This is a genomic window from Cupriavidus sp. 01L46 (genome assembly GCF_056399905.1).
Window position 1 is genome coordinate 1 of sequence record NZ_JBFTSF010000403.1, and the last position, 4,620, is coordinate 4,620.

Sequence of the window (4,620 nt, forward strand, 5' to 3'; positions counted from 1 at the left end):
GGATCGGCTCGGCGCGGAACTTGTCGCGGCGATGGATCACCGTGACCTTCTTCGCGATGCCAGCCAGATACAGCGCTTCCTCGACAGCCGTATTGCCACCGCCAACCACAGCCACATGCTGCTGCTGGTAGAAGAAGCCATCGCAGGTCGCGCAGGCGGACACGCCGCGGCCCATGAAGGATTCCTCGGACGGCAGGCCGAGATACTGTGCGGATGCGYCGGTCGCGATGATTAGCGCCTCGCAGGTGTACTCGCCGGAATCGCCGATCAGGCGGATCGGCTTCTCGTCGAGCTTCGCCGTGTGGATGTGGTCGAACACKATCTCGGTGTTGAAGCGTTCGGCGTGGTCGAGAAAGCGCTGCATCAGTTCGGGGCCCTGCACGCCGGTCGCATCTGCCGGCCAGTTTTCGACATCAGTCGTACTCATCAGCTGGCCGCCCTGCGCAAGACCCGTGACGAGCACCGGCGACAGGTTGGCGCGCGCTGCATAGACGGCGGCGGTGTAGCCGGCAGGGCCGGAACCGAGAATCAGGACCTTGGCATGCTTGGGCGAAGACATTGGAGAATCCGTAGCTTATTCAAGAGACTTCAGACGAATGTCTGAAGCGATTACCGAACAGGGTCGAAGTCGAGGCCCGCCACGCATGGGTACCGCAATGTTGCGGTAGACGATGCCGCCGATCGCAATTGCGATGGCGCGCCGGGGCTGCATGGAAGGCCTCTTCACGCATGAGCCGGGTTGGGCTGTAGTCAGGAGGCGGGACGCGCCACACCGTACTGCGACGACAGGTATCGACGGATATGGTCGGGCGAATCGATAAAACGCGTCTGCCCGTGTGCGCGAATCTCCACGCCGCCATCGACCGGCGCGCGCCCGGCGCCCAGCACCAGGACGGGGGCGGACTGGTTCGCCTCGCCGATCAGTTCGACAAGTGCCATGCGAGGGCGGGGCGCATCGATGTATTCGACATCAACTTCATTGCGCAACTGCGGGAAGAAACCGAGCAGGCCTTCAACGGCAACGGAATCTCCACAATAGAACGGACCTTCCGAGCCTGAAAAAAAGCCGGGGCGAAGCATGAATAGTTTGTCTTTCACTTTCACTCTCTCTGCGGGTTGAAATTGCTGGCGGACGCGCGTTGCTTTCCGTACCGCGAACCACCGATCACAGGATAAGCGGTGCAAGGTGAACCCACTAGTGGCGCGAACGACAACTTTCGTAAAGATCGTGCCAACTTGAGAGGAGTGGGGGGAGATCAGGACCGCAGCACACGCAACAGACGCGAGGGAGAGTCTTGCGAGATGTAGAGCAGATGGGGCAAAATCGATTGCTAGTGGCATCAAAGCCAATTTCCGTCCCTATCGTGCCAAAGACCAAATCACAATCATCTGTCAACGCAGGACTGGTTGCCGTCGTCGTGTATGACGGTCTGAGCCTCTTTGAATACGGCTGCGCCGTTGAAGTGTTCGGTCTGCCAAGACCTGAAATGGGCGAAAACTGGTATCGCTTCATGACCTGTTCCGCCGAATCGGGAAGGTTGCGCGGTTCGGGTGGAATCCAGGTACAGGCTGACGGTGGCCTCGAACTCCTGGCCAAAGCGAGAACCATCATCATCCCGGGGTGGCGCGGTATCGAAGCGGACGTCCCGCCGGAGCTTTGCCGCGCGTTGAGGAAGGCGAATAAACGCGGGGCGCGCGTCATGTCAATCTGCACGGGCGCCTTTGTCTTGGCGGCAGCAGGGTTGCTGGACGGAAAGCGTGCGACTACGCACTGGCGTCATGCCGCAGCGCTCGCGGCGCGATATCCGGAAGTCCATGTGGAAGCTGACGTGCTTTACGTCGATGCCGGCGATGTCCTCACGTCTGCCGGTAGTGCGGCGGGAATCGACTTGTGCCTCCACCTGATTCGCCGGGACCTTGGCCCGCGCGCAGCCAATCAGGTCGCACGCCGACTTGTCATGCCACCCCACCGCGAAGGCGGGCAGGCCCAATATATCGACGAGCCGGTCTCAAAGCGTAGCGGCGCTTCGCTCGCACCCTTGGTGGACGCGGTGCGCGCAACATTGGACGAAGGCTGGTCGATTGTCAGAATGGCAAAACAATCGGCGATGAGCGCCCGAACCTTTCAGCGGCACTTTGTCAGTACGATGGGGACGCCGCCAGGGGAGTGGCTACTTTCCGAGCGCCTGGGCCGGGCCAGGGCATTGCTCGAAGAGACCGATTTATCCGTGGATGAAATCGCGGTGCAAGTCGGTTTTGGTGCTGCAGCCACTTTGCGCAATCATTTCAGGACTCGGCTTGGAACTAGTCCGGGTTACTACAGGCGACGGTTCAGCGCATCCGAGGCACACTGATTACCTAACGATGCTCCGCCTCAGACCGACGAGTGGTATTGGAGCAAAGCATGCTCATCTGCTGCTCGCGCAGCACGACAGCCGCGTTGACGTGCCATGATGGCATGTCGAAACTGAATCCCAACCAACGAAGGGGAAGGAGCGTGGAAGAACTGGAATGGACTACCCGGCGCACACGCGGGCAGGGATCGCGGCTTGGTCTGCTGGTGCGTTAGCTAGTTCCGGGATATCGCTTCTCGCGGCCGGGTAGCCGCAGCCGCCACGCCAGCGTTCAGCACCCGGCAGCCCGCCGTCCGAGTTGCCGGCTTGCAAAGAAGTAGTGCAGGCTTGCCCACGCAAAGATCATGCTCATCGTCAGCATGGCATAGCGCAGTCCCTGCGCCGAAGCTTGTGCGCAGGCCGCCGCCGCCGGACCCTGCCAGGCAGCCACCGCGTGCCCGCCGCTTTGCCCCGCGTGGCACATCGCCTGGAAATTGCCGGCGGCAAAGATGTGCGAGGCAAACAGATCGCTCAGCATCCCGATGGTCGGCGGGCCGAAGCCTTGCCCGATCAGGTTCATCGTAAGAAAGACGATCGCTGACGCCGTGGCACGCATGCGAGGCGAAACGAGGCCGTGTACCACGGCAAAAGTCGGGCCGTTCCAGACATTCAGCATCAGCGTGCACAGCAGCAGAAGGGGCACGGCAACATGCCAGTCCTGTTGCAGAAAGGCGATCGCCGCGAGCGGGAAGCCAAGCAGCGTGCCGCAAGCCGGTACCCAGGCGTACCAGCGCGGGTCGTACCGCCCGGCCGCATCCGCCGCGAAGCCGCCCAGCGCATTGCCCGCCAGACCGCCGATACCCACGATCAGGCCGAAAGCCAGGCCTGCCTGCACCATATCCATGCCGAAGACGCGTGCCAGGTAAACCGGCATGAAGAGGTTGATCGCGTACTGGGCGAATGCACAGATGACCGTGCCCAGTAGAAACTGCACAAAGGCCCGGCTGCGCATCAACACCGACAGCACTTCTCGCAGGGACGGCACTTGCTGCGCATTGGCATGGTCCGGATCGCTGGCGCCACGCTGGGGCTCTTTCAGGGTCAGCCATGCCAGGCCCCCGAGGATGAGGCCCGGCAATCCCACCACATAGAAGGCTTCCCGCCAGCCCAGCCTTTGCGCAAGCCAGCTGCCGCCAATKGCCCCGGCGATAACGCCCAGCGGCGGCCCCAGCGCATACAGGGAAAAGGCCGTGGCTCGCCGCTCGGGAGGGAACTGGTCGGCAATCAGGGAATGGGCAGCCGGTGTGCAGCCAGCTTCGCCGATCCCCACGCCCAGGCGATACAGCAGCAGGTGCCAGAAATTCCCCGCGGTCCCGCACAGCGCGGTCATCGCAGACCACAGCGCGATGGAAACGGAAATCAGCGTGACGCGGTTGCGCCGTTCGGCCAGCCGTGCCACGGGGATGCTGAGTGTTGCGTACAGGATCGAGAACGCCAAGCCGCCCAGGATTCCCAGTTGGACGTCGGACAGGCTCATCTCAGCCTTGATCTTCTGTGCCACAACCGAAATGAAGATGCGGTCGACGAAGCTTGAGGCATACACCAGGATGAGCAGCGTCAGGAACCAATAGCGGTAATACGTGCGCGGTCCGGACGCTGTCCGGGCCGGCACGCCGGCGAGGTCTTGCATGAGGGGGGTCTCCTTGATCGGTTGTCTACGTGCCGCGCTGCCGCGCCATGTGCAAGCGAGCATGCGGTCGACGATCTTGTTGATGCCAGAAATAGCTTTTGGTATTTATCGCGGTGATTCTGGCACGTGAGCCCAGACGCCACAAGCCTGGGATCGCGTTCGGGCTTCTTTTTCTGCTATAGCTGCTTCTTTCCGCACCTCGAGGTGCATGCCAGTATTTCATTTCGGTATACTGCGTTGGCAGAACCTAACATTCCAGACCCCCATGACACAGCCCGAAAAGAAAAGCATGGCCGGCGAGATCAAGGCCACGATCCAGCGTGAAATCGAGAACGGCGACATGCCGCCCGGCACGCCGCTGGATGAACGCATGCTCGCAGAACGCTTCGGCGTCTCCCGCACGCCCGTGCGTGAAGCACTCCAGCAGCTCTCCGTGCAGAACATGGTCCGCATCGTGCCCCGGGTGGGGGTGTTTGTGTCTCGCCTGTCAATTACGCAACTGCGGGAGACCCTCGAATTGCTGGGCGAGCTGGAGGCCGTTGCGGCGAAGCTGGCCGCGCGCCGCATGGACGATGACCAGCGCGCCCGGCTCAGGGC

5 protein-coding genes are annotated in these 4,620 nt (G+C 62.0%); 2 read left to right on the forward strand and 3 right to left on the reverse strand.

Going from position 1 to position 4,620, the window contains the following annotated elements; genetic code table 11:
* Positions 1-559: FAD-dependent oxidoreductase (locus AC1DS3_RS35400; protein ID WP_477129016.1), on the reverse strand; the 559-nt coding region annotated here is incomplete at its 3' end.
* Between the two features lie 191 nt (positions 560-750).
* Complete coding sequence (locus tag AC1DS3_RS35405) at positions 751-1,098, reverse strand: DUF3088 domain-containing protein (protein ID WP_441637203.1); 348 nt, start codon at positions 1,096-1,098, stop codon at positions 751-753.
* Positions 1,099-1,295: 197 nt separating this feature from the next.
* On the opposite strand from AC1DS3_RS35405, the gene ftrA reads away from it, so the two are divergent.
* Positions 1,296-2,354 carry a transcriptional regulator FtrA gene (gene ftrA, locus AC1DS3_RS35410; protein ID WP_441637099.1) on the forward strand — a complete coding sequence of 353 codons (1,059 nt, stop codon included), beginning with the start codon at positions 1,296-1,298 and terminating at the stop codon, positions 2,352-2,354.
* A gap of 271 nt (positions 2,355-2,625) precedes the next feature.
* Here ftrA and AC1DS3_RS35415 read toward each other — a convergent pair whose 3' ends face one another.
* A complete protein-coding gene (locus AC1DS3_RS35415) occupies positions 2,626-4,023 on the reverse strand; it encodes a spinster family MFS transporter (protein WP_441637101.1) in 1,398 nt (465 codons plus the stop codon).
* 265 nt (positions 4,024-4,288) lie between these two features.
* Between AC1DS3_RS35415 and AC1DS3_RS35420 the strand changes: the two genes are divergently transcribed.
* Positions 4,289-4,620, forward strand: a 332-nt coding sequence (locus tag AC1DS3_RS35420) for a GntR family transcriptional regulator (RefSeq protein ID WP_477129017.1), incomplete at its 3' end; no start/stop codon positions are given.